Source organism: Serratia sp. DFXYC6 (genome assembly GCF_057196085.1).
On sequence record NZ_JBXUNV010000004.1, the window covers coordinates 252,095 to 275,095 of the forward strand.

17 protein-coding genes are annotated in these 23,001 nt (G+C 60.9%); 7 read left to right on the plus strand and 10 right to left on the minus strand.

Annotated elements, in window-relative coordinates; translation table 11 throughout:
• Positions 1-10: 10 nt before the first annotated feature.
• The 4 genes from secD to queA all read right to left on the minus strand — a co-directional run bounded on the left by secD (position 11) and on the right by queA (position 4,516).
• Complete coding sequence (secD, locus tag AC2CGQ_RS20170) at positions 11-1,858, minus strand: protein translocase subunit SecD (protein WP_004940390.1); 1,848 nt, start codon at positions 1,856-1,858, stop codon at positions 11-13.
• 24 nt (positions 1,859-1,882) lie between these two features.
• Entirely contained in the window at positions 1,883-2,215 is a 333-nt protein-coding gene (yajC, locus tag AC2CGQ_RS20175; protein WP_004940391.1) for a preprotein translocase subunit YajC, read from the minus strand.
• Between the two features lie 33 nt (positions 2,216-2,248).
• A complete protein-coding gene (gene tgt, locus AC2CGQ_RS20180) occupies positions 2,249-3,373 on the minus strand; it encodes a tRNA guanosine(34) transglycosylase Tgt (protein ID WP_021504684.1) in 1,125 nt (374 codons plus the stop codon).
• A gap of 72 nt (positions 3,374-3,445) precedes the next feature.
• Positions 3,446-4,516, minus strand: coding sequence for a tRNA preQ1(34) S-adenosylmethionine ribosyltransferase-isomerase QueA (queA, locus tag AC2CGQ_RS20185; RefSeq protein WP_004940394.1), 1,071 nt, complete (start codon positions 4,514-4,516; stop codon positions 3,446-3,448).
• Between the two features lie 120 nt (positions 4,517-4,636).
• Here queA and AC2CGQ_RS20190 point away from each other — a divergent pair, with 120 nt between their 5' ends.
• The 3 genes from AC2CGQ_RS20190 to ggt all read left to right on the plus strand — a co-directional run bounded on the left by AC2CGQ_RS20190 (position 4,637) and on the right by ggt (position 8,048).
• Complete coding sequence (locus tag AC2CGQ_RS20190; protein WP_015376830.1) at positions 4,637-5,218, plus strand: ACP phosphodiesterase; 582 nt, start codon at positions 4,637-4,639, stop codon at positions 5,216-5,218.
• 230 nt (positions 5,219-5,448) lie between these two features.
• The gene (locus tag AC2CGQ_RS20195) at positions 5,449-6,051 is read left to right on the plus strand and encodes a peroxiredoxin C (protein ID WP_004940403.1); all 603 of its coding nucleotides are present in this window, start codon (positions 5,449-5,451) and stop codon (positions 6,049-6,051) included.
• A gap of 233 nt (positions 6,052-6,284) precedes the next feature.
• Positions 6,285-8,048: a gamma-glutamyltransferase gene (gene ggt, locus AC2CGQ_RS20200; protein ID WP_172574518.1), complete on the plus strand. Its 1,764-nt coding sequence runs from the start codon at positions 6,285-6,287 to the stop codon at positions 8,046-8,048.
• A 53-nt stretch (positions 8,049-8,101) separates the two neighbouring features.
• On the opposite strand, the gene malZ is transcribed toward ggt, so the two are convergent.
• Complete coding sequence (gene malZ / locus AC2CGQ_RS20205; protein ID WP_166444903.1) at positions 8,102-9,925, minus strand: maltodextrin glucosidase; 1,824 nt, start codon at positions 9,923-9,925, stop codon at positions 8,102-8,104.
• A gap of 246 nt (positions 9,926-10,171) precedes the next feature.
• On the opposite strand from malZ, the gene AC2CGQ_RS20210 reads away from it, so the two are divergent.
• Positions 10,172-11,428 carry a mechanosensitive ion channel family protein gene (locus AC2CGQ_RS20210; RefSeq protein ID WP_172574517.1) on the plus strand — a complete coding sequence of 419 codons (1,257 nt, stop codon included), beginning with the start codon at positions 10,172-10,174 and terminating at the stop codon, positions 11,426-11,428.
• 132 nt (positions 11,429-11,560) lie between these two features.
• Positions 11,561-11,824, plus strand: a complete 264-nt coding sequence (locus AC2CGQ_RS20215; RefSeq protein ID WP_172574516.1) for a hypothetical protein — start codon at positions 11,561-11,563, stop codon at positions 11,822-11,824.
• 32 nt (positions 11,825-11,856) lie between these two features.
• Here the strand turns inward: AC2CGQ_RS20215 and proY are convergent, their stop codons facing one another.
• The 5 genes from proY to phoB form a co-directional block, all read right to left on the minus strand.
• Positions 11,857-13,263 carry a proline-specific permease ProY gene (gene proY, locus AC2CGQ_RS20220; protein WP_004940425.1) on the minus strand — a complete coding sequence of 469 codons (1,407 nt, stop codon included), beginning with the start codon at positions 13,261-13,263 and terminating at the stop codon, positions 11,857-11,859.
• A 73-nt stretch (positions 13,264-13,336) separates the two neighbouring features.
• The gene (gene brnQ / locus AC2CGQ_RS20225) at positions 13,337-14,653 is read right to left on the minus strand and encodes a branched-chain amino acid transport system II carrier protein (RefSeq protein ID WP_015376824.1); all 1,317 of its coding nucleotides are present in this window, start codon (positions 14,651-14,653) and stop codon (positions 13,337-13,339) included.
• Between the two features lie 485 nt (positions 14,654-15,138).
• Positions 15,139-16,101: a PstS family phosphate ABC transporter substrate-binding protein gene (locus AC2CGQ_RS20230; protein ID WP_172574515.1), complete on the minus strand. Its 963-nt coding sequence runs from the start codon at positions 16,099-16,101 to the stop codon at positions 15,139-15,141.
• A 14-nt stretch (positions 16,102-16,115) separates the two neighbouring features.
• Positions 16,116-17,432 carry a phosphate regulon sensor histidine kinase PhoR gene (gene phoR, locus AC2CGQ_RS20235; RefSeq protein WP_004940434.1) on the minus strand — a complete coding sequence of 439 codons (1,317 nt, stop codon included), beginning with the start codon at positions 17,430-17,432 and terminating at the stop codon, positions 16,116-16,118.
• A gap of 24 nt (positions 17,433-17,456) precedes the next feature.
• On the minus strand, positions 17,457-18,146 hold the full coding sequence (phoB, locus tag AC2CGQ_RS20240) for a phosphate response regulator transcription factor PhoB (protein ID WP_004940438.1): 690 nt from the start codon (positions 18,144-18,146) through the stop codon (positions 17,457-17,459).
• Between the two features lie 215 nt (positions 18,147-18,361).
• Here phoB and sbcD point away from each other — a divergent pair, with 215 nt between their 5' ends.
• Both sbcD and sbcC read left to right on the plus strand, forming a co-directional pair.
• Entirely contained in the window at positions 18,362-19,594 is a 1,233-nt protein-coding gene (gene sbcD, locus AC2CGQ_RS20245; protein WP_172574514.1) for an exonuclease subunit SbcD, read from the plus strand.
• Complete coding sequence (gene sbcC, locus AC2CGQ_RS20250; RefSeq protein WP_172574513.1) at positions 19,591-22,842, plus strand: exonuclease subunit SbcC; 3,252 nt, start codon at positions 19,591-19,593, stop codon at positions 22,840-22,842. Before sbcD ends, sbcC begins: the two co-directional genes overlap by 4 nt.
• The last annotated feature ends 159 nt before the right edge of the window (positions 22,843-23,001 follow it).

The window sequence follows — 23,001 nt, forward strand, 5'->3', positions numbered from 1 at the left end:
AACGCACTCCTCAGATAGACAGCTTGTTAATGCGTTTGCCGCCGTAAAGCAGGTTGACGATGGCACGGGTACCGACAATCGCGGTGAACATGGACGTCGCCACACCGATAGCGGTGGTGATCGCAAAGCCTTTGATCGAACCGGTGCCCACTGCGTACAGGATGACCGCGGTGATCAGGGTGGTGATGTTGGCGTCGACGATACTGGAGAACGCGCCTTTATAGCCCTCATGGATCGCCTGCTGAACGGACCGGCCGTTCTTCAGCTCCTCCTTGATACGTTCGTTAATCAGTACGTTGGCGTCGACCGCCACCGCCAGCGTCAACACGATCCCGGCAATGCCCGGCATGGTCAGCGTCGCCCCCGGCAACAGGGACATCACGCCGACGATCAGCACCAGGTTGGCGACCAGCGCCGTGGTGGCGATCACGCCGAACTTACGGTACCAGACCACCATGAAGACGATGGACGCCACCAGGCCCCACAGACAGGCTTCCAGACCTTGGGTGATGTTCTGCTGACCCAGGGTTGGACCGATGGTGCGCTCTTCGACGATCTGAATCGGCGCGATCAGCGCACCCGCACGCAGCAGCAGCGAAAGCTGACGCGCTTCGTTCGGGTTGCCGATGCCGGTGATGCGGAAGCTGTTGCCCAGACGCGACTGAATGTTCGCCACGTTGATCACTTCTTCCTGTTTCACCAGCACCGCACGGCCGTTGGCGTCTTTCTTGCCGCTGTCCTTATACTCCACGAACAGGGTCGCCATCGGCTTGCCGATGTTGTCCTTGGTGAAGTTGGACATCGACGTGCCGCCGGCGCTGTCCAGCGAGATGTTAACCTGCGGCTGGTTGTATTCGTCGGTGCTCGAAGTGGAGTCGGTGATGTGGTCACCGGTCAGGATCACGCGCTTGTACAGCACGATCGGCTGGCCGTCACGGGTGTATTTCACCTCGGAGTCGCCCGGCACGCGGCCGTTGGCCGCCGCAGTGGCGTCCGCATTGGTGTTCACCAGACGGAACTCCAGGGTCGCGGTGGCGCCCAGAATTTCTTTGGCGCGCGCGGTGTCCTGAATGCCCGGCAGCTCAACCACGATGCGGTCGGCGCCCTGGCGCTGCACCAGCGGTTCGGCGACGCCGAGCTGGTTGACGCGGTTACGCAGGATAGTGATGTTCTGCTGTACGGCGTATTCGCGCGCTTCGCTCAGACGGGCGTCCGTCAGGTTGGCTTTCATGGTGTTGGCGCCGTTGGCGGACAGCACCAGATCGCGCTGACGCGGGCCGATGTAGCTGATGGCCTGGTCACGGGCCGCATCGTCGCGGAAGCGAACTTCCACGCCGTTGTTGTCCAGCTTGCGGATAGACGCGTAAGGAATGCCCTTCTCACGCAACTCGCTGCGCAGGGTATCCATGGTCTGTTCCTGCAGCTTGCTCAACGCGGTGTCCATGTCCACTTCCATCAGGAAGTGCACGCCGCCGCGCAGGTCCAGGCCGAGTTTCATCGGCTCTGCGCCCAGCATGGCCAGCCAGGTCGGCGTGGCCGGCGCCAGGTTCAGCGCCACGACGAATTTGTCACCCAGCTCGGTCACCAGCGCTTCGCGGGCGCGCAGCTGAACGTCAGGATCTTTAAAGCGAGCCAGGATGGCGCCATTTTCCAGCGCAATCGACTTGCTCGCGATGTTGTCTTTTTCTAATACGGTACGGACCTGGTCCAGCGTAGTTTCACTGGCGGCGACGCCGCGCGCGCCAGTGATTTGTACGGCCGGATCCTCACCGTAGATGTTGGGAAGCGCATAAAGCAGACCGACGAGGATCACGACGATCAACATCAGATACTTCCACAAAGGATAACGGTTTAGCACGGCAATTCCCTTCGGGAAAAAAGATTACAGGGCCTTCATGGTACCTTTCGGCAGAACGGCCGCCACGAAGTCACGCTTGATCATCACTTCCGTGGTGTCGTTCAGCGCGATGGCGATGATGCCGGTGTCGGCCACTTTGGTCACGCGACCGATCAGGCCGCCGGTGGTCAGCACTTCGTCGCCTTTACCGATGGAGTCCATCAGCTTCTTGTGATCTTTCGCGCGTTTCTGCTGTGGGCGCAGGATCATGAAGTAGAAGATCAGGCCGAACACCACCAGCATAATGATCAGAGAGTACGGGCTTCCCTGAGCCGGAGCCCCTGCGGATGCGACGGCGTCAGAAATGAAAAAGCTCATTGAAATTCCCTCATTAAGTTATCAATTATTAGATCAAGCGTTTAAAGGCGGAATCGGCTTGCCGATCCGACCATAGAAATCCGCAACAAACTGCTCTAATTTACCCTCTTCGATAGCCTGGCGTAAACCCGCCATCAGGCGCTGGTAGTGACGCAGGTTATGAATCGTGTTCAGTCGAGCACCCAATATTTCGTTGCAACGGTCGAGATGGTGCAAGTAGGCGCGGCTGTAATGGCGACAAGTGTAGCAATCACAGTCCTTATCCAGCGGAGAAGTATCATCCTTGTGCTTGGCATTACGGATTTTTACCACACCGTCAGTCACGAACAAATGGCCGTTGCGGGCGTTGCGGGTCGGCATGACGCAATCGAACATGTCGATGCCGCGGCGCACGCCTTCCACCAAATCTTCCGGCTTGCCGACGCCCATCAAATAGCGTGGCTTATCTTCCGGAATTTGCGGGCAAACGTGTTCAAGAATGCGATGCATATCCTCTTTCGGCTCGCCTACAGCCAAGCCGCCCACAGCGTACCCGTCAAAGCCGATATCCACCAGCCCTTTGACGGAAACATCACGTAAATCTTCGTAAACGCCGCCCTGAATGATGCCGAACAGCGCATTTTTATTTTCCAGCTCGTCGAAACGCTGGCGGCTGCGCTCCGCCCAGCGCAGCGACATTTCCATCGAACGCTTGGCGTAGTCCCAGTCGGCCGGGTATGGCGTGCATTCGTCGAAGATCATCACGATGTCGGAGCCCAGGTCATACTGGATCTCCATCGATTTTTCCGGGCTCAGGAACACCTTGTCGCCGTTGATCGGGTTGCGGAAGTACACGCCTTCCTCTTTGATCTTGCGCATCGCCCCCAGGCTGAACACCTGGAAACCGCCGGAGTCGGTGAGGATCGGACCTGGCCACTGCATGAAGTCGTGCAGATCGCCGTGCAGTTTCATGATCTCCTGGCCCGGGCGCAGCCACAGGTGGAAGGTGTTGCCCAGCAGGATCTGCGCGCCGGTTTCTTTCACTTCTTCCGGCGTCATGCCCTTGACCGTACCGTAGGTACCGACCGGCATAAAGGCCGGGGTTTCCACCACGCCGCGGTCGAAAATCAGGCGGCCGCGGCGAGCGCGGCCATCGGTAGTTTGTAGTTCGTACTTCACAAAGCCTCCAGCATCAGAGAAACAGTCTGATGTCGTTGAAACGGGGCCGCGCCGTGCGCGCAGCCCGGGAATTTAGCCGCCGACGGATTCGTTTTCCGCCTGCGGATTACGGCTGATGAACATCGCATCGCCGTAGCTGAAAAAGCGATACTGCTCGGCTACCGCCTGCTGATAGGCGTTCATGGTATTTTTATAGCCGGCGAAGGCCGACACCAGCATGATCAGGGTAGATTCCGGCAGGTGGAAGTTGGTCACCAGCGCGTCGATCACCTGGTAGTGATAGCCCGGATAGATAAAGATGCTGGTGTCGCCGAAGAACGGCGCAATCAGCGCCTCTTTGCTGGCCGCCGCGGCGCTTTCCAGCGAACGCACCGAGGTGGTGCCCACCGCCACCACGCGCTTGCCGCGCGCTTTGCAGGCCAGCACCGCATCCACGACCTCCTGCGGCACTTCGGCGTATTCGGCGTGCATCACGTGATCTTCGATAGTTTCCACGCGCACCGGCTGGAAGGTGCCGGCACCGACGTGCAGCGTCACGAACGCCATTTCCACGCCCTTGGCGCGCAGCGCCGCCAGCAGCGGTTCGTCGAAGTGCAGGCCGGCGGTCGGCGCGGCGACCGCGCCCGGCTTCTCGCTATAAACCGTCTGATACAGCTCGCGGTCGGCGTCTTCATCCGGGCGAGCGATATACGGCGGCAGCGGCATATGGCCGGCCGCGTTGAGAATGGTGAATACGTCGCGCTCGTCGTTGAAACGCAGCTCGAACAGCGTCTCATGGCGCGCCACCATGGTGGCGGCGATGCTCTCGTCATCCCCCAGCAGCAGCTCGGCGCCCGGCTTGGGCGCTTTCGACGCGCGCACGTGCGCCAGCACGCGATGGTCGTCCAACACACGCTCCACCAGCACTTCAATCTTGCCGCCGCTGACCTTGCGGCCGAACATCCGCGCCGGGATCACGCGGGTATTGTTGAACACCAGCAGATCGCCGGCCTCCAGCTTGTCCAGCAGATCGGTGAATACGCCATGCGTCAGCGCCCCGCTCGGCCCGTCCAGCTGCAGCAGGCGGCATGCGCTGCGCTCGGCCTGGGGATAATGGGCAATCAGGGATTCGGGAAGTTCAAACGAAAAATCAGCGACGCGCATGGGTATTCACTTCTTCAATTTAGGGCTGGTTGGTAAAAAACAGGCGGCCTAGTCTAAAGCCGGGGGCGGTCAGCGGCAAGAAATAAGGAGGATTTGCCTGACTTCAGGTATAGTTGAGGGATGAATTTTCTCGCTCATCTTCACCTGGCCATGCTGGCGGACAGCTCGCTGCTGGGCAACCTGCTGGCCGACTTCGTGCGCGGCAACCCCGCCGCCGACTACCAGCCCGATGTGGTGGCCGGCATCATGATGCACCGCCGCGTCGACGTGTTGACCGATAGCCTGCCGCAGGTCAAAGCCTGCCGCGACTATTTCAGCGCCCCCTACCGCCGCGTGGCGCCGATTACCCTCGACGTGGTGTGGGACCATTTTCTGGCGCGCCACTGGCAGCAGCTGGAGCCCTCGCGCGATCTGCACCAGTTCACCCAGGAAGCCCGCAGCCAGATCGAACCTTACCTGCCGCTCACGCCGCCGCGTTTTCAGAACCTGAACGGCTATCTGTGGCCGGAGCGCTGGCTGGAACGCTACGCCGAATTGCCGTTCATCGCCCGGGTGCTGCAGGGCATGGCCAGCCGCCGCCCGCGCCTCGAAGCGCTGGCCGGCTCGTTCGCCGACGTCGAACAACATTATCATCAGCTTGAAACACAATTCTGGCAGTTTTATCCGCAAATGATGCGGCAGGCGAAGGAAAAAACGCTCTGAGGTCAAGCCCAAGCGTTTGAAATTGCAGCGCCTTGCAAGAATTTACGTTTTGCCGCTTGCCCTTTTGTGGGAAAAGGTTATTTTTAAAGCTCGATAAATTATATCAACGACTTTGATAGGTGAAAGCTATCTCATCGATTGGTCTTTTACCCTTTATTCACCAAGTCACGGCCCCTATACTGGCCCTTGTTTTTTACATCCACCCTTTAACACCTATTACAGGAGTAATTATGGTCCTGGTAACTCGTCAAGCCCCTGACTTCACTGCAGCTGCCGTACTGGGTAGCGGCGAAATCGTTGAAAACTTCAACCTGAAGAAGCACCTGAACGGCAAACCAGCCGTCCTGTTCTTCTGGCCAATGGACTTCACCTTCGTATGCCCTTCCGAGCTGATCGCTTTCGATCACCGCTATGAAGAGTTCCAGAAGCGTGGCGTTGAAGTGGTTGGCGTTTCCTTCGACTCAGAATTCGTTCACAACGCATGGCGTAAAACCCCTGTCGACAAAGGCGGCATCGGTGAAGTGAAATACGCAATGGTTGCTGACGTTAAGCGTGAAATCCAGAAAGCTTACGGCATCGAACACCCGGAAGCCGGCGTTGCGCTGCGCGGCTCCTTCCTGATCGACAAAGACGGCATCGTGCGTGCTCAGGTGGTTAACGACCTGCCAATCGGCCGTAACATCGACGAAATGATCCGTACCGTTGACGCGCTGCAATTCCACGAAGAGCACGGTGAAGTGTGCCCGGCTCAGTGGGAAAAAGGCAAAGCAGGTATGGGCGCTTCCCCAGACGGCGTAGCAAAATACCTGTCTGAAAACGCTGCCAAGCTGTAATTTCAGCCTGATAGTGAATCAACCGGCCCACGGGCCGGTTTTTTTGTGCCCCTTTTTAGGGCAATATGCCCGCCTTCAGTGCTTTATTTCCCTGTTTCCGCTCACATTTCCTACCCTGTTCACCGCGCGTACGCCCATCTGCGGCTACTATCAATAACGCTGGCTCGCGCTTTGCAAGCGAACAACGGCAAGCAAACACAACACAATAAAAAACTGACAGGGTAGGAATAACTATGTTTTTACAGAAATGGAGCAAACCCCTGACCATGGCGGCGCTGCTGGTCAGCGGCAGCCTGTATGCGGCATCCAACCCGGCGGTGGAAGCCCAAAACGGCATGGTGGTCACCTCGCAGCATCTGGCCTCGCAGGTCGGGGTGGATATCCTGAAAATGGGCGGCAACGCCATCGACGCCGCCGTGGCGGTCGGCTATGCGCAGGCGGTGGTTAACCCCTGCTGCGGCAACATCGGCGGCGGCGGCTTTATGACCGTCCACCTGGCGGACGGCACCGACACCTTCATCAACTTCCGCGAAACCGCGCCGGCGGCGGCCAGCGCCAACATGTATCTGGATGCCGACGGCAAGGTGAAGAAAGATGCCAGCCTGTACGGCTATCTGGCGGCGGGCGTGCCGGGTACCGTGCTGGGGATGGAAACCGCGCGCGAGAAGTACGGCAAACTGAGCCGCGAACAGGTGCTGGCACCAGCGATCAAGCTGGCGCGCGAAGGCTTTGTGCTGACCCGCGCCGACACCGATATCCTCGACACCACCATCGCACGCTTCAAGCAGGATCCCGAATCGGCCAAAATCTTCCTGCGCCCGGACGGCAGCCCGCTGCAGCCGGGGGATAAACTGGTGCAAACCGATCTGGCCAACACGCTGGAGGCCATCGCCAAAGGCGGAACCGACGCCTTCTATAAAGGCAAGATCCCGCAGGCCGTGGAGGCAGCGGCCAAACAGGGCGGCGGCATTTTGACGGCGGCCGACTTCGCCAACTACAAGGTCACCGAAACGCCGCCGATCACCTGCAGCTATCGCGGCTACAAGTTCGTGTCGGCGCCGCCTCCCAGCTCCGGCGGCGTGACGCTGTGCGAAATCCTCAACGTGGTGGAAGGCTATGATCTGAAAAGCATGGGCTTCAACTCGGCGGCGGCCATTCACACCATGACCGAGGCGATGCGCCATGCCTACATGGACCGCAACACCTACCTGGGCGACCCGGAATTCATCAAGAACCCGATCGACCGGCTGGTGAGCAAGAGCTACGCCGAGCAGATCCGCAAGAAAATCGTTGCAGACAAAGCCACGCCGTCGGAAAACGTGCAGCCCGGCATGGAGCCGCATGAGAAACCGGAAACCACCCATTATTCGATTGTCGACCATGACGGCAACGCGGTCTCCACCACCTATACCGTCAACGGCCGCTTCGGCGCCGTGGTGATCGCACCGGGCACCGGCTTCTTCCTCAACGACGAGATGGACGACTTTACGGTCAAAGTGGGCGAGAAAAACCTGTACGGGCTGGTGCAAGGCACCGCCAACAGCATTGCCCCCGGTAAGCGCCCACTATCGTCGATGAGCCCGACGCTGGTGACCAAGGACAACAAGATCTTTATGGTGCTGGGTTCGCCGGGCGGTTCGCGCATCATCACCATCACCCTGCAGACCGCGTTGAACGTGATCGACCACGGCATGGTGCCGCAGGAAGCGGTGGACGCGCCGCGCATCCATCACCAATGGTTGCCGGATGAGGTGTACTACGAACAGCGCGGCGTTTCCGCCGATACGCTGAAGCTGCTGAACGGTATGGGCTACAAGATGGTCGAGCAAACGCCGTGGGGCGCCGCCGAACTGATTCTGGTCGGTTTGCCGGGCGCGGCGGGCGTCAGCCCGGCCAACTCCGGCAACGATTCGGCGGTTTCCGGTAAAGTGCGTGAAGGCTACCTGTACGGCGCTAACGACGTGCGCCGTCCGGCAGGTTCCGCGGTCGGTTACTGATGTAAATACCCACTTACCTTAATCGCGGGGGCCCTTTGGCCCCCGCAGTTTCTTTAACCTTCGCAGCGCCATACGGTGGCCGACTCTTCCGCCAACTGCAGGCGCAACCCGCCCGCCGTTTCGCTCAACTCTCCCCGCCCTTCCACACGCCGCCACGGGCCACGCGCCAACAGCGGGTTATGCGGCAGCTGCGCCTGGCCGCTGCCGTCGCGCTGCAGCGCCACCAACACCTGCTCCTGCTGATACAGACGCACGAACACCAGCGTTTCGCCGCTGGCGTACAGCACCTGACAGCCGCCGCGGCGCAAGGCCAGGCTCTGTTTACGCAGCGCCGCCATGCGCTGGAACAGCGCCAGCAGCGGCCGGTCCCAGTCGCCGACGTCCCACGGGAACGGCTTGCGGCAGAACGGATCGTTGCCGCCGTCCAACCCAATCTCATCGCCATAATAGAGGCAAGGCACACCGATCCAGCTCAGCAGCCACACCGCCGCCATCTGCATGCGCGCCGCGTTCCCCTGCAACAGCGTGAGGAAACGCGCGGTATCGTGGCTGTCCAGCTGATTGAACTGGATCAGCTGGCGGCTGTGCGGCAGCCCGGCGCGGTAACCGTCCATCCACTGCGCGCAACCGGCGGCGTCCAGCCGCACCGGGTGGTAGGCCACGTCCAGCCCCGCTAAAAACGCCCGCACCGGCAGCGCGAATCCCATGTAGTTCATCGCCGCATCCTCCACGCCGGCGTGCAGCCAGCGGCGCGCGTCGCCGAAGTGCTCGCCCAAGACATAGGCCTGCGGATTCTCCTGCTTCACCGCCTGATAGATGCCCGCCAGGTGGCGCAGATTGCCGGTGGCGCCGCCGTTCTCCCCCAGCATATGCACCACGTCCAGCCGCCAGCCGTCGATGCTGTACGGCGGGCGCAGCCAGTGACGCACCACGCTGCCTTCCCCGCGATAGATCGCTTCCGCCACCTGCGGCTCGGCGAAGTTGAGCTTCGGCAGGCTGGCGTTGCCCTTCCAGTCGAGCGCGCGGCCGTCCGGGTAGAAGTTGAACCAGCCGCGATACGGCGAATCGGGGTGGTGACAGGCGCCGTTTTCGCCCTGACGATGGCGGTCAAACCACGGGTGCGAATCGCCGGTGTGGTTGAATACCCCGTCCAGCACCAGTTTCATGCCCACCTTGTGAGTGCTTACTCGCAAACGCTGCAGCGCCGCGTTGCCGCCGAAGTGCGGATCGACCTGGTAATAGTCCTCGGTATCGTACTTATGCACGCTCGGCGCGGTAAAAATCGGGTTCAGGTACAACGCCGTCACGCCCAGTTGCTGCAGGTACGGCAGTTTGCCGCTGATGCCGTCCAGATCGCCGCCGTAAAAGGTCGAAGCGGCGTGGCGATCCTCCAACGGGTGCTGCCAGTCGCGCCGAATTACCTCAGCGCCGGCCGCATGATGGCGATAGCTGCCGCTCTGGATGCCGTGCTCGCCGCCGCTGCTGGCGAAGCGATCGGGGAAAATCTGGTAGAACAGCTGATCCGCCACCCACTCGGGGCCATTGTCAGGATCGTCGACGGCGAACTGCGCCAGCTGGCCCGGCGGCGTTGACGACCAGCCCTGCGGACCGAACCACTGTTGGCGATCGGCCCACAGCAGCTTGAAGCAGTATCGCCGCGTCGGCTCGCCCTCATTCAGCGTCAGGCTGGCCTGGTAGCGCCGCATCCCCTCGTGGCGCTGCGCTTTCATCACCAGCAGCCACTCTTCATTGTCCGGTTCGGCGCGCAAAAATACCCGTTCAGGCAGTTCATCCCCTTGTAACCACAGCGTGATATCCAAACGTTGCCCTTGCTTTACAACAAAAGGCGGGACCGGTTGATGCCAGGCGTTAAGCATACTGTTCTCCTGCTGTACCAAACGAAATCGACGGCGTTCTTCAAGAAACGAACAATGCCACGTTAAGTGCAACTCCCCCTCCTCTCTGGCCGCAAAACCCGGGGATGAGCCGGGGGGCGGAGACCGAAAAATAACGCTAACTTGATGTAAAAAAAGGTAAACAGGTACAAATCCTGCACGTTACCCCTTAGGCTAACGCGTTTTAAGTTTACAGGATATTTTTTGCGCATTTTTTAAGGAGCGGTAATGCAACAACAGATAACGCGCTGGCTGGAACAGTTTGGTTTGGAATTCGGCGGAGTGATGTCGCTGTTGATGGTATTGGGGTTGATTGTTCTGATCTCGGTAGCGATCCACCTGGTGCTGCACCGGGTGGTGTTGGCTGCTCTTCAGCGCCGTGGCCAGCAATCGCAGCGCGTCTGGCAACAGGCCATCACCCAATACAAACTGTTCCAGCGCGTGGCACTGCTGCTGCAAGGGGTGATCATCAGTATCCAGGCGACGCTGTGGCTGCAGAGCGGCAGCCAGACCCAGGCGGTGATCGTCACCGCCGCGCAGGTGTGGATCCTCGCCTTCACCCTGCTGTCGCTGTTCTCGCTGCTGGATACACTGCTAGCGCTGCTGCGCCAAAGCCCGATTTCCAATCAGCTGCCGCTACGCGGCATTTTCCAGGGCCTGAAACTGGTGGCGGCGATCCTGATCGGCATCATGATCGTCTCATTGCTGATGGGCAAATCGCCGCTGCTGCTGCTCAGCGGCCTGGGCGCCATGACCGCGGTCTTGATGTTGGTGTTCAAGGATCCGATCCTCGGGCTGGTGGCCGGTATTCAGCTCTCCGCCAACGATATGCTCAAGATCGGCGACTGGCTGGAAATGCCGAAATACGGCGCCGACGGCGCGGTCACCGACATCGGCCTGACCACGGTCAAAGTGCGCAACTGGGACAACACCGTCACCACCATCCCCACCTACGCGCTGATCTCCGACTCATTCAAGAACTGGCGTTCGATGTCGGAATCCGGCGGGCGCCGCATCAAGCGCAGCTTGAATATCGACACCAGCAGCGTGCACTTCCTGTCGGAAGAGGAACAGCGCCGCCTGCAGCGCAACCCGCTGCTGCACAGCTATCTGAATAACAAAACCCAGGAGCTGAGCCAGCACAACCAGGAGAGCGCCGTCGATCTGGCCTCGCCGCTCAACGGCCGCCGTCTCACCAACCTCGGCACGCTGCGCGCCTATCTGGAAGCCTACCTGCGCGCTCATCCGCGTATTCACCTGAACATGACGCTGATGGTGCGCCAGCTGGCGCCGACGCCGGAGGGCCTGCCGCTGGAAATCTACGCCTTCACCAACACCACGGTCTGGGCGGAGTATGAAAGCATTCAGGCGGATATTTTCGACCATATCCTGGCGGTGATCGACGAGTTCGGCCTGCGCGTGCATCAGACGCCGACCGGCAACGACCTGCGCGGCATGCTGCAACAAAGCGCGAACGCTTCCTGACGTCGGCTGACGTAACTGTGTCTGCTGGTAATTATTCGCTTTCAATTGCCAGCAGATATCTCCATCCCCTTCTTTTCCCCGGCGAAAACGGCGTTAATGCGCCATCACCTTCACCACCGAGAGGGAAAGCCCTTGCTGAAACGGATACGTCATCGGCTGTTTACCCTGATGGCCACGCTGCTGTTTATCGGCTGCCTGCACAGCGCATCGCTGGATGAAAGCCGCATGCCCCGCAATCTGCAACCTTCGCTGAGCGCCCTTAGCAGCAACCTGCAGGACATTCGCGAAGTGCTGGCACGCTGCGCCGGCGAGGAAGAGGAGGAACGCCTGAACGACAGCGGTATGCGCATCGAAGCGCGCGCCGCCGGGGATGAGGAAGAGGAAGATAAACCCTAAAAAAACACCGGCCTCAGCCGGTGTTTTTTCATTTAGTCTTGCTGCGTCGCCAGCAGCGCGCGTTTTTTCTGGCGGTTGACCTTGAACCAGTACCCCGCCAGCAGCAACACCACCCAGACCAGGCCGGCGTACAGCGAGACGCGCGTGGTCGGGAAATAGCCGATCAGGCCGATGATGAATACCAGGAACACGATCGCCACCACCGAGGTGAACACCCCGCCGCGCAGCGGGAACGCCAGCTGCTTCACCTGCTCTTTGCTCAGGCTGCGGCGGAAGGCGATTTGGGAGAACAGGATCATGATCCACACCCACACGGTGGCGAAGGTCGCCAGGGAGGCGATCACCAGGAACACGCTCTCTGGCATGATGTAGTTGAGGTACACCGCCAGCAACAGCGCCAGCATCATCACCACTACCGTCACCCAGGGAATGCCGCGTTTCGACACCTTGCTGAACATCTTCGGCGCGTGCCCCTGTTCGGCCATGCCGTGCAGCATGCGACCGACGCCGAACACGTCGCTGTTGATCGCCGACAGCGAAGCGGTGATCACCACGAAGTTGAGGATGCCTGCCGCCACGGTGATGCCCATATGCTGGAAGGTCAGCACGAACGGGCTGCCGTTGGTGCCCACCTGGTTCCACGGGTAGATCGACATGATGACAAACAGCGTACCGACGTAGAACACCAGAATGCGCCACGGCACCGAGTTGATGGCTTTAGGAATCGATTTTTTCGGATCCTTGGCTTCGCCGGCGGTGATGCCGATGATTTCAATGCCGCCGTAAGCGAACATCACCAGCTGCAGCGACAGGATCATGCCGATAACGCCGTTGCTGAAGAAGCCGCCGTTCGACCACAGGTTATGAATGCCGGTCGGTTGCCCGCCGTTGCCGATACCCCAGATGATGATGCCGATGCCGGCCGCGATCATGATGATGATGGTGGCGACCTTGAAGAACGAGAACCAGAACTCCAGCTCGCCGAACACCTTGACGCTCATCAGGTTGATGGCGCCGATGATCAACACCACGCTCAGCACCCAGATCCAATGCGGCACTTCCGGGAACCAGACGCCCATATAGATGCCGAAGGCGGTCACGTCGGCGATGGCGACAATCAGGATTTCAAAGCAGTAAGTCCAGCCGGTGATGTAACCCGCCATCGGGCCGAGGTAGTCCTGCGCGTAGCGGGAAAATGAGCTGGCCTGCGGGTTATTGACCGACATCTCCCCCAGTGCGCGCATGATGATGAAGGCCACGATGCCGCCGATCAGGTAAGCCAGCAGCACGCTCGGGCCGGCCATTTTGATGGCGTCCGCCGAGCCGTAGAACAACCCGGTGCCGATGGCCGATCCCAGCGCCATAAAGCGAATATGGCGCGTACTGAGGCCGCGTTTCAGCTTATTGTCGGAGGCGGTGGTGGGTGACTGTTGTTGCATGAAGATGACCCATAGTTTTAAACGTAAAAAAGCCACGGACATGTCCGTGGCCCTGGATTAAGCCGGGGGATTATCAGTGCGCGGTCACTTGGGAACGCGTGCACACCCGATCATAAATCGCGACCAGCACCAGCATCAGCAGCGAAGGCGGCAACCATGCCAACCCCTGCTCCGCCAGCGGCAGGTGAGTGGTCCAGGCCGGCAGCAGCTGCTGGAAACTGGACGCTTTCACCGCGTCAAGAATACCAAACAACAGGCTGACAAGCATCACCGGCGCGATGATACGCGGCGCGCTGTGCCACCAACGCAGGGTGAAGCTCAGCACCACCAGCACGATGCACGGCGGGTAAATCGCGGTCAGCACCGGAATGGAGATCTGGATCAGGTGGCTCAGGCCGAGGTTGGACACCACCATCGAGAACAGGCCCAGAATAAACACCAGCGTCTTGTACGAGAACGGCAGGTATTGCGCGAAGAACTCGGCGCAGGCGCAGGTCAGGCCTACCGCGGTCACCATGCAGGCGATGAAGATCAGCGCCGCCAGGAAGAAGCTGCCCAGGCCGCCGAAGGTGTTCTGAACGTAAGCGTGCAGGATCACCGCGCCGTTGGTGGCGTCAGGCACCAGCGCGCCGCTGCCGGAACCCAGCTTGAACAGGCTCAGGTACACCAGCGTCAGGCCCACGCCGGCGATCAAACCGGCCAGAATGGTGTAACGGGTCAACAGGCCGGCGTCTTTCACGCCGCGCGAGCGCGCCGCGTTGACGATAACGATGCCGAACACCAGCGCGCCCAGCGTATCCATGGTCAGATAGCCGTTAACGAAGCCGGAGGAGAAAGGCACGCTCTGATAAGCCGTCGTCGCCGGAATCGGCGCGCCGGCAGGCCACAGCAGCGCGGCGATGCCCAGTACGGCCAGCGCGACGATCTTCAGCGGCGCCAGCACGTGGCCGACGGTATCGAGCAGGCGGCCCGGATACAGAGAGATGCCGATCACCAGCGCGAAGTACACCAGGCTGTAGATGAACAGCGGCATGGCGCCGTCGCCGGTCAGCGGGGCGATGCCCACTTCGAAGGACACGGTGGCGGTGCGCGGCGTGGCGAACAGCGGGCCGACGGCCAGGTAGCAGACGGTCGCCAGCAGCAGGCCGGCGCCGCGGCCGATCGGCGAACTGAGGGCGTCGATGCCGCCGCCGACGCGCGCCAGCGCGATGACGGTGATGACCGGCAGGCCCACGGCGGTGATCAGGAAGCCCAGCGCCGCAGTCCAGACATGTTCACCGGACTGCAAGCCGACCATCGGCGGGAAGATGATGTTCCCGGCCCCAACGAATAAGGCAAAGGTCATAAAGCCCAGTGCCAGGATATCTTTTGACGTTAAACGATGACTCATACGATGTCGTGTTGCCTGTTCAAATGAAAAAAATTGTCCGATAGCGTGGTGGCGAAACGCCCCACCCGGTTGCCGGCATGCCCGATCGTCGCCGCGCCAAATAAGCACCCTAAACGCAGTCGATCCGGCGTTTATGTCCCTATTCGAAAGTGGCCGCTCATGAAGATGGGCAAAATTTTAGGAGTTATAAAAATGGAGGTTTAATCCGACAACGAAGGCTAAGGTAAACGTTTATAGCGCTTCAAGGCAAGACGCACGGCGAAAAGCAGAGCTATCGACCATATAAACTTTAGCCACCAGTCGATCATATTGGCTATCAATAAATATACACTACATGATTTGTATCATTTTTGAACAATGAATTCACGAAACGTGAAGCATATATCACTTTACCGCGCGAAAACGCCAATAAATGCCCGATTTTCGCGTGGCATAAGCTCCGTTTTGCCGTGAAAAAAGGCGAAAATTACGCCGCTTTTTGTCGCTTATTGCATCGTGGCCGGCGCGAGCGGTGGCAACCCGAGCGCCTGGCGGGTCTTCTGCAGCGCGGCCGGCGGCAGTGGCAGATAGCCGTCGTGATTGACCAGGCTTTGCCCTGGTGTCGACAGCACGCGATCGAGAAACGCGGCGGTCAGCGGCTCCAGCGGTTGATGGGGGGCTTTATTGATATAGATATACAGATAGCGCGACAGCGGGTAGCGATCGTTGCGCACGTTGGCGGCGGTAGGTGCGACATAGTCTTCTCCCGACTCCGCCAGCGGCAGCAGCCGCACGCCGCTGGCGCGAAAACCGATGCTGGCGTAGCCGATGCCGTTGAGCGAACCGGCCACCGCCTGCACTACCGAGGCCGAACCGGGCAGCTCATTGACGCGCGGCATGAAATCGCCGCCGCACAGCGCGCGCAGTTTGAAATAGCCGTAGGTGCCGGACGCCGAGTTGCGGCCGAAGCGTTGCAGCGAGCGCGTCGCCCAGTCGCCGCGCAGCCCCAGCTCGCCCCAGCGCGTCAGCGGCTGGCTTTCGCCGCAGCGCCGGGTGGCGGAGAAAATGCGGTCGAGCTGCTGCAGGTTGAGGCCGCGCAGCGGATTGTCCTGATGCACCAACACCACCAGCGCATCCACCGCTACCGGCACCGCCAGCGGCGCATAGCCGTAACGGTGTTCGAACGCCGAAACCTCGGCCGCCTTCATCGGCCGGCTCATCGGGCCCAGCTGCGCGGCGCCCGCCGCCAACGCGGTCGGCGCGGTCGACGAACCGGCGGCCTGGATCTGCAGGTTGACGTTGGGATAATGCTCGCTGAAATCCTGCGCCCACAGCGCCATCAGATTCGCCAGCGTGTCGGAGCCGACGCTGGACAGGTTGCCCGCCAACATGCCGTCAGGCTGCGCCAGCGCGCCGCGTCCGGCCAGCAGCGCCAGGCAAAGCAACAGCCCTCGGGTGATTCGGGTCATACCGGTGTCTCGCGTTAATTTTTCACCGCATTCTCTGATAAAGCGGCGGGAACAATCAACCGATTGGGCAAGGTAAAGATAAAGCGGGTGCCGATCCCCGGTTCGCTGAGGATCTCCAGCCGCGCGTCGTGATGGCTGAGCGCGTGCTTGACGATCGCCAGCCCCAGCCCGCTGCCGCCGGTCTGGCGCGAGCGGGCCTTGTCGACGCGGTAGAAACGCTCGGTCAGGCGCGGCAGGTGCTCGGCGGCGATGCCAGGCCCGTTGTCGCTGACCTGGAACTGCGCGCCATGCGCCGTCTGCTGCCAGCTGACTTCGATATGGGTGCCCTTCGGCGTGTGGTTGACCGCATTGTACACCAGGTTAGACACCGCGCTGCGCAACTGGTCTTCATTGCCGAACACGTTGAGCTGTTCGTTCACCCGGAAGGTGATCTCGTGATTGCCGCCGCTCAGCGATTGCGCCTCACGCTGCAACACCCGCAGCATCAGCGGAATATCCACCCGCTCGTTCATGTCGACATTGGGCGCCGCCTCGATGCGCGACAGCGTCAGCAGTTGCTTGACCAGCCCGTCCATCCGGCGAGTCTGCTCTTGCATGGTGCTCAGCGCCTTGCTGCGCAGCGAGCCATCCTGCTCTTCGTCGCCCATCATCTCCAGATAGCCCTGCAGCACCGTCAGCGGCGTACGCAGCTCATGGCTGACGTTGGCGAAGAAGTTGCGCCGCGCGCCCTCCAACTGACGCATCTGGGTGACGTCGCGCGCCACCATCAGCAATTGCCCTTCGGAATACGGCATCACGCGGAATTCGACGTAGTGTTCGTTGTTCAGCTGCAGCGTCAGCGGGCGCGAAAACTCCTGCTGTTGCAGATAGTGGCTGAATTCCGGATAACGCAGCAGGTTAAGGATGTGCTGGCCGTTGTCTTCCGGCCAGCGAAAGCCGAGCAGATGCTGCGCCAGCCCGTTGCACCAGAAGATATTGCCTTCGACGGTGGTCATCACCACCGCGTCAGGCAGCGATTCGGCCCCGCTGCGAAAGCGCTTGATCAGCAGCGCCAGCTCGCGCCGGCGGCGGCGGTTGCGCTGCTGCATCTGATACAGGCCATAGAACAGCGGCTCCCAGCTCCAGCGGCCGGGCGGCGGCGTCATGCTGCGGTCGATCCACAGCCAATGGGAGAGTTTGAGCTGGTTGTAGAAATTCCACACCAGCGCAGCCAGCGCAGAGGCCAGCAGGAACCAGGGCAGATAACCGAAAATCAGCCCCAGCAGTAAGGCGGGCAGACAGAAAAGAGCCAGCTCCAAAGCCAGCCTCTTCCACGACAGACGTTCTAACACGGCATATTCTCCAGCGCGGCGCGATCAGTAGCGCGTTGAGAACCGGTAGCCGGTGCCCCGAACGGTTTGAACCATTTTATCATGCCCACTGGTTTCTAACGCCTTGCGGAGCCGACGGATATGCACGTCAACGGTACGGTCTTCCACATAAACGTTAGTGCCCCAGACGTGATTAAGCAACTGCTCGCGGCTATAAACCCGCTCCGGGTGGGTCATAAAGAAGTGCAGCAGCTTGAACTCGGTCGGCCCCATATCCAGCGCCTGATCGTTCGCCATTACGCGGTGGGAGGACGGATCCAGGCTCAACCCTTGCATTTCAATCACTTCTTCCACCGCCATCGGCGAAATGCGGCGCATGACCGCTTTGATGCGCGCCACCAGCTCCTTGGGCGAGAACGGCTTGGTGATGTAATCATCCGCCCCCACTTCCAGGCCGCGCACCCGGTCTTCTTCTTCGCCGCGCGCGGTCAGCATCATCACCGGGATATCGCGGGTCAGCGCTTCGCGCTTCATATGTTTGATAAACTGAATGCCGGAACCACCGGGCAACATCCAGTCAAGCAACACCAAATCAGGGAACGGCTCAGACAGACGCGTCACGGCGCTGTCATAATCTTCGGCTTCCAACGGTTGGTAACCATTCTGTTCCAACACAAAGCACACCATCTCACGGATCGGCGCTTCGTCTTCCACCACCAGTATGCGTCTTGCCATCGTCAATCCTGCCAATGTGTTAGCGACTTTTCGGGCGCCATTATGCGTCAGTTTTGTGACACTTTTATGAAAAAAACCGGCTGTTATAGGCAGTAAGCATAGCGATTATTTCCCGCAGTAAAGAAAAATCATCCGGTTGTCATCATCATTGCGCCGGGACAGCCGCCGCCGCGGCCTTTATAATCATCGCCATTATCTTTGCATCCGGGAGTGTCATGCGCCTGATCCACACCTCTGACTGGCACCTTGGCCAGTACTTTTTCACCAAAAGCCGCGCCGCCGAGCACCAGGCTTTTCTGAACTGGCTGATCGAACAGGTAGATCAGCAGCAGGTGGATGCGCTGATCGTCGCCGGAGATCTGTTCGATACCGGCTCGCCGCCCAGCTATGCCCGCGAGCTGTACAACCGCTTCGTGGTGGAACTGCAGCGTACCGGCTGCCAGCTGGTGGTGCTGGGCGGCAACCACGATTCGGTCGCGACGCTGAACGAATCGCGTGAACTGCTTTCCTGCCTGAACACCACGGTGATCGCCAGCGCGCAGGGCGCCCCGGAACAGCAGATCGTGGTGCTTAACCAACGCGACGGCCAGCCGGGCGCGGTGCTGTGCGCCATCCCGTTCCTGCGGCCGCGCGATCTGCTCACCAGCCGCGCCGGCGAATCCGGCGCGCAGAAACAGCAGGCGCTGCAGGAAGCCATCGCCGAACATTATCAGACGCTGTATCAGGCGGCCTGCGAGCGCCGCGACCAGTTGGGCCAGCCGCTGCCGATCGTCGCCACCGGCCACCTGACCACCGTCGGCGTTACCACCTCCGACTCGGTGCGCGACATCTATATCGGCACCCTCGACGCCTTCCCGGCGCAGGCCTTCCCCCCCGCCGACTATATCGCGCTGGGCCACATTCACCGCGCGCAGAACGTCGCCAAATCGGAGCATATTCGCTATAGCGGCTCGCCGATCCCGCTGAGCTTCGATGAGCTGGGCAAAGCCAAAAGCGTCTTCCTGGTGGATTTCGCCGACGGCGCTTTGCAGCGGGTAGAAACGTTAACGATCCCGCAGTTTCAGCCCATGCAGCTGATCAAAGGCGATCTGGCCGAGATCGAACGGCAGCTGCGGCAATTTGCCGACTATGCCGGCGAGCTGCCGGTGTGGCTGGATATCGAAGTGGCGACGCAGGACTACCTCAGCGATATCCAACGCCGCATCCAGCTGATGGCGGATGCGCTGCCGGTGGAAGTGGTGCTGCTGCGGCGCAGCAAAGAGCAGCGCCGCCAGGCGATTGCGCAGCAGGATAAGGAAACGCTCAACGAGCTGAGCGTCAACGAGGTGTTCGAACGGCGCCTGGCGCAGGAGGCCGACATGCCCGAAGCACGCCAACGGCGGATGCACCAACTGTTCCGCCAGGTGGTCGAGGCGGTGCAACACAACGCCGAGGAGACGAATTCATGAAGATCCTCAGCCTGCGGTTAAAAAACCTCAACTCGCTGCAGGGCGAATGGAAAATTGACTTCACCGCCGAGCCGTTCGCCAGCAACGGTCTGTTCGCCATTACCGGCCCGACCGGCGCGGGCAAAACCACCCTGCTGGACGCCATCTGCCTGGCGCTGTACCACCAGACGCCGCGTCTCAACGTCACGCCAAGCCAGAATGAACTGATGACCCGCCACACCGCCGAATCGCTGGCGGAGGTCGAATTCGAGGTCAAGGGCGTCGGCTATCGCGCCTTCTGGAGCCAGCGCCGCGCCAAAAACGCGCCGGACGGCAATCTGCAGGCGCCGAAGGTCGAACTGGCGCGCCGCGAGGACGGCAAGATCCTGGCGGACAAAGTGCGCGACAAGCTGGAGCTTACCGCCGCCATCACCGGGCTGGACTTTGGCCGCTTCACCAAATCGATGATGCTGTCTCAAGGGCAGTTCGCCGCGTTCCTCAACGCCGACGCCAACGATCGCGCCGAGCTGCTGGAAGAGCTGACCGGCACCGAAATCTACGGGAGGTTGTCCGAACAGGTGTTCGAGTCGCACAAGCAGGCCAAAACCGACCTGGATGCGTTGCACCAACGCGCCAGCGGCATCGAACTGCTGAACGACGAGCAGCGCCAGTCTCTGACCGAACAGCTGGCGGCGCTGAGCGCGCAGGAAATCGCTCTCGGCGAACAAACCCAGCGCCAGCAACAGGCGCTGAGCTGGCTGCAGCAATGGCAACGCCTCCGGCAACAGCAAAGCGAGGGGCAATTGCGGCTGGACACCGCCCAGCGCGAGCAGGAGGAGGCCGCCCCGCAGCTGCAGCGGCTGGCGCTCAGCGAACCGGCCGAGAAATTGCGGCCGCTGCGCGGTGAACGCGATCGCTGCCGCGCCGAGCTGCAGACGATACAACAGCAGGCAGCCCAGCTGACGCAACAGCAGGAACAGCAGTCGGCGCAGTTGACCCCGCTGCAGCAGGCGGTGGAGAAAACCCGCCAGGCGCAGCAAGCGCATGCCGAACACATGCGGCAACAGCAACAGTTGATCGACGAGCAGGTCGCCCCGCTCGACCATCAAATAGCCCAACTGCAGTCGACACAGGCCGAACGTAGACAGGCCGGCGATGCCGCCGCACAGCAGTGCGCCCAGCAGCAGACCGCGCTGGAGCAGCTCACCGCTCAGCGCAGCCAACTGACGAGGCAGGCCGCACAGCATCAGCAGCAGTTGAACACGCTGACCGAAGCGCTGGCCGTTCAACAGCAACAGCAGCAGGCGCTGAAGGCGCAAACGCCGCTGGCCCCGCTGCGCCAGCGCCTGAGCGTCCTGGCGGATCTGCGCCCGACGCGCCAGCAGCTGTTTACTCTATCCTCTTTATCGCAGCAAATCGTTAAACGGCTGGAACAACAGCGGCAAGAGCTAAACAGCGGTCAACATGAACTTACCCAGTTGGAACCACAGCTAGAACTCATCCGTCAGCGATTTAAGCAGCAGAAAGCCCACCAGGCCGATGTTGAAAAAACCTATGCGCTGGAACAACGGATCGTGGGTCTGGAGGCCGAGCGCGCCCGTTTGCAACCCGGCGCCCCCTGCCCGCTGTGCGGCTCATGCGAGCACCCGGCGGTAGAACAATACCAAGAGATAAAACTGTCAGAAACCGCGCAACGTCTGGAGCAAATGAAAGTCCAGACCGAAGCATTGCAAAAACAAGGCGTCGAGCTGCGAGCCCGTTACGACAACCTGCAACAGCAATTGCAGCGTCAGCAGCAAACCATCGCGCAGGATGAACAACAGCTGGCGGGCCAACAGCAGCAGTGGCGGCAGCTCAGCGCGCCGCTGGCGTTCGACTTTACGCTGGCGGATGGCGAGCAACTCAGCGCCTGGCTGAACGGCTGCGACGACGAAGAACGGCGCGGGCAACAGGCGCTGCAGCAGCATGAACAGGCGGCGCAGGCGGTACAGCAGGCGAAGGATGCGCTCATCGCTCTGCAAACGCAGCAGCAGCAGACGCAGCAACAGCTGGCGTTGCTCGAAGAACGCTTTACGCTGCTGCAGAAAGCCCACGCCGACAGCCTGCAACAGCAGCAAGAGCTGCAACAACGCTGGCAAGAAGGCGAGAAAACCCTTGCCGAACGACGCGCGCTGCGGCTGGCGCTGTTCGGCGAACAGCAGGTCGCCGAGGTGCGCGAACAGCTGCGCGCCAAACAAACCGCCTGTGAACAGGCCAGTTTGCAGGCCGCCGAGCAGTGGCAAAAGGCGCAGGAACTGCGCGAGCGCCTGGCCGGCCAGCAGTCCGGGCTGCAACAACAACACACCCAGATGCAGGAGCGGCTGCAGCAGGCGCAGCAGCAGTGGCAGCAGGCGCTGGCCGACAGCGAATTCGCCGATGAAACCGCCTTCGCCGCCGCGCTGCTGGACGATGTCCTGCGCCGCGAATTGCAGCAGCGCAAAGAGCAGTTGCAACAGCGGCAGGTAGAGGCCACCGCCCTGCTGACACAGGCGACGCAAACGCTGGAGCAGCACCGGCAGAACCGCCCTGAAGGGCTGGATGAAGCCAACGCGGATCTCGATGCGCTCACCCAATCGCTGGCCGAGCTGGCGCAGCAGTTGAAAACGTTGCAGCTGCGTCAGGGCGAACTGCGCAATCAGCTGGCAAGCGACGCCGAACGCCGTCTCAATCAGCAGGCGCTGTTCGAGCAGATCGCCCGCAGCCAGCAAGACTACGATGACTGGAGCTACCTCAACCAACTGATCGGCTCGAAAGAAGGCGACAAGTTCCGCCGCTTCGCTCAGGGGCTGACGCTCGATCATCTGGTGTATCTGGCCAACCTTCAGCTCGGCCGGCTGCACGGGCGCTACCTGCTGCAGCGCAAGACCAGCGACGCGCTGGAGCTGCAGGTGGTGGACACCTGGCAGGCGGACGCGCTGCGCGATACCCGCACCCTGTCCGGCGGCGAGAGCTTCCTGGTCAGCCTGGCGTTGGCGCTGGCGTTGTCCGATCTGGTCAGCCATAAAACCAGCATCGACTCGCTGTTCCTCGACGAAGGCTTCGGCACGCTGGACGCCGAAACCCTCGATACCGCGCTGGATGCGCTGGACAGCCTGAACGCCTCCGGCAAAACCATCGGCGTGATCAGCCACGTCGAGGCGATGAAAGAGCGCATTCCGGTGCAGATCAAAGTGAAAAAGGTCAACGGGCTCGGCGTCAGCCGGCTGGAGGCGCACTTCAGGCTGGAATGATCCCGCGGCTTGCGGCGCAGAAGTGTGACCGCGGCGGCACTCCGCGGTGAAAAGCGTTGAGCCGCGGCGGGCACGGGTTATTATGCCAGCATAACAGGATTGTTACTGTATCCCCTCCGCCGCTCAGGCCGCAGGACAGAAACATAAAATACAGGCAAA

Bases quoted from the DNA above. Each gene is read 5' to 3' on its own strand.
- yajC (WP_004940391.1), bottom strand. From the start codon at position 2,215: ATGAGCTTTTTCATTTCTGACGCCGTCGCATCCGCAGGGGCTCCGGCT.
- queA (WP_004940394.1), bottom strand. From the start codon at position 4,516: ATGCGCGTCGCTGATTTTTCGTTTGAACTTCCCGAATCCCTGATTGCC.
- AC2CGQ_RS20190 (WP_015376830.1), top strand. From the start codon at position 4,637: ATGAATTTTCTCGCTCATCTTCACCTGGCCATGCTGGCGGACAGCTCG.
- AC2CGQ_RS20195 (WP_004940403.1), top strand. From the start codon at position 5,449: ATGGTCCTGGTAACTCGTCAAGCCCCTGACTTCACTGCAGCTGCCGTA.
- ggt (WP_172574518.1), top strand. From the start codon at position 6,285: ATGTTTTTACAGAAATGGAGCAAACCCCTGACCATGGCGGCGCTGCTG.
- malZ (WP_166444903.1), bottom strand. From the start codon at position 9,925: ATGCTTAACGCCTGGCATCAACCGGTCCCGCCTTTTGTTGTAAAGCAA.
- AC2CGQ_RS20210 (WP_172574517.1), top strand. From the start codon at position 10,172: ATGCAACAACAGATAACGCGCTGGCTGGAACAGTTTGGTTTGGAATTC.
- proY (WP_004940425.1), bottom strand. From the start codon at position 13,263: ATGCAACAACAGTCACCCACCACCGCCTCCGACAATAAGCTGAAACGC.
- brnQ (WP_015376824.1), bottom strand. From the start codon at position 14,653: ATGAGTCATCGTTTAACGTCAAAAGATATCCTGGCACTGGGCTTTATG.
- AC2CGQ_RS20230 (WP_172574515.1), bottom strand. From the start codon at position 16,101: ATGACCCGAATCACCCGAGGGCTGTTGCTTTGCCTGGCGCTGCTGGCC.
- phoB (WP_004940438.1), bottom strand. From the start codon at position 18,146: ATGGCAAGACGCATACTGGTGGTGGAAGACGAAGCGCCGATCCGTGAG.
- sbcD (WP_172574514.1), top strand. From the start codon at position 18,362: ATGCGCCTGATCCACACCTCTGACTGGCACCTTGGCCAGTACTTTTTC.
- sbcC (WP_172574513.1), top strand. From the start codon at position 19,591: ATGAAGATCCTCAGCCTGCGGTTAAAAAACCTCAACTCGCTGCAGGGC.